Raw genomic sequence first — 2,234 nt, 5'->3', positions numbered from 1 at the left:
TCCGCTTAGAGAGCAAGTCTCATCACAGATAAGAGCGTACCTTCTCCCGAAGTTACGGTACAATTTTGCCTAGTTCCTTCACCCGAGTTCTCTCAAGCGCCTTAGTATTCTCTACCTGACCACCTGTGTCGGTTTGGGGTACGATTCGAAATAATCTGAAGCTTAGAGGCTTTTCCTGGAAGTATGGCATCAACAACTTCCACTCCGTAGAGTGTCGTCTCGTATCTCAGCCTTAGAAACCCGGATTTGCCTAAGTTTCCAGCCTACATACTTTCACATGGACAACCAACGCCATGCTTGTTTAGCCTGCTCCGTCCCCCCATCGCAATTATTCCAAGTACGGGAATATTAACCCGTTTCCCATCGACTACGCCTTTCGGCCTCGCCTTAGGGGTCGACTCACCCTACCCTGATTAGCATGGGATAGGAACCCTTGGTCTTCCGGCGAGCGGGTTTTTCACCCGCTTTATCGTTACTCATGTCAGCATTCGCACTTCTGATACCTCCAGCATACCTCCCGGTACACCTTCAACAGCTTACAGAACGCTCCCCTACCCCGCGAATAAATTCGCAGCCGCAGCTTCGGTGGTATGTTTAGCCCCGTTACATCTTCCGCGCAGACCGACTCGACCAGTGAGCTATTACGCTTTCTTTAAAGGATGGCTGCTTCTAAGCCAACCTCCTGGCTGTCTGGGCCTTTCCACATCGTTTCCCACTTAACATACACTTTGGGACCTTAGCTGGCGGTCTGGGTTGTTTCCCTCTCCACGACGGACGTTAGCACCCGCCGTGTGTCTCCCGGATATTACTTATTGGTATTCGGAGTTTGCAAAGGGTTGGTAAGTCGGGATGACCCCCTAGCCTTAACAGTGCTCTACCCCCAATAGTATTCGTCCGAGGCTCTACCTAAATAGATTTCGGGGAGAACCAGCTATCTCCCGGTTTGATTAGCCTTTCACTCCTAGCCACAGGTCATCCGCTAGCTTTTCAACGATAGTCGGTTCGGTCCTCCAGTCAGTGTTACCTGACCTTCAACCTGCCCATGGCTAGATCACCGGGTTTCGGGTCTATACCCAGCAACTAAACGCGCAGTTAACGCTCGCTTTCACTACGGCTCCCCTAAATGGTTAACCTCGCTACTGAATATAAGTCGCTGACCCATTATACAAAAGGTACGCAGTCACAGAACGAATCTGCTCCTACTGCTTGTACGTATACGGTTTCAGGTTCTATTTCACTCCCCTCACAGGGGTTCTTTTCGCCTTTCCCTCACGGTACTGGTTCACTATCGGTCAGTTGGGAGTATTTAGCCTTGGAGGATGGTCCCCCCATATTCAGTCAAAGTTTCACGTGCTCCGACCTACTCGATTTCACTGTAAATAAGTTTTCGTGTACGGGACTATCACCCTGTATCGTCAAACTTTCCAGAATGTTCCACTAACTACATTACAGCTTAAGGGCTAATCCGATTTCGCTCGCCGCTACTTTCGGAATCTCGGTTGATTTCTTTTCCTCGGGGTACTTAGATGTTTCAGTTCTCCCGGTTCGCCTCACTTACCTATGTATTCAGTAAGTGATACCACTAAGTGGTGGGTTTCCCCATTCGGAAATCCTAGCCTCAAGCGCTTTTTACTAGCTTGACTAGGCTTATCGCAAGTTAATACGTCCTTCATCGCCTCCAACTGCCAAGGCATCCACCGTATACGCTTAGTCACTTAACCATACAACCCAAAATGGTTTGCATTGCAAAGACAGTTTTTAACTCCGCCAGAAGTTAAATATTGAATACTAAAGTAGATACCAACATTAACTTTCTTTAAATAAGAATATTAATGCGGCATATTTTCTTTACTTTATTTTGAGAACTCTAAATTAAATATTGCACTTACTAAGTAAGTACTTAATTTAAAGTTTGTCAGCTTTCCAAATTTTTAAAGAGCAAATTAATTAGCAAATGCTAATTAACAATCATCTGTGTGGACACTTCGAACAAAAAGTTCTAAATCGTATAAGGAGGTGATCCAGCCCCAGGTTCCCCTAGGGCTACCTTGTTACGACTTCACCCCAGTCATGAATCACTCCGTGGTAAGCGCCCTCCCTAAGGTTAAGCTACCTACTTCTGGAGCAACCCACTCCCATGGTGTGACGGGCGGTGTGTACAAGGCCCGGGAACGTATTCACCGCGACATTCTGATTCGCGATTACTAGCGATTCCGACTTCATGGAGTCGAGTT

At 47.2% G+C, this 2,234-nt stretch carries 2 rRNA genes; both read right to left on the bottom strand.

Annotation, left to right across the window (positions count from 1 at the left end):
- Positions 1-1,721, bottom strand: a 23S ribosomal RNA gene (locus ON073_RS20215); the annotation flags it as partial.
- Positions 1,722-2,009: 288 nt separating this feature from the next.
- A 16S ribosomal RNA gene (locus ON073_RS20210) occupies positions 2,010-2,234 on the bottom strand; the annotation flags it as partial.

The organism is Pseudoalteromonas sp. G4 (assembly GCF_028875915.1).
Classification (GTDB): Bacteria; Pseudomonadota; Gammaproteobacteria; order Enterobacterales; family Alteromonadaceae; genus Pseudoalteromonas.
The sequence above is the reverse complement of the archived record's forward strand: the minus strand, read 5'-3'. Positions and strand labels throughout refer to the sequence as shown.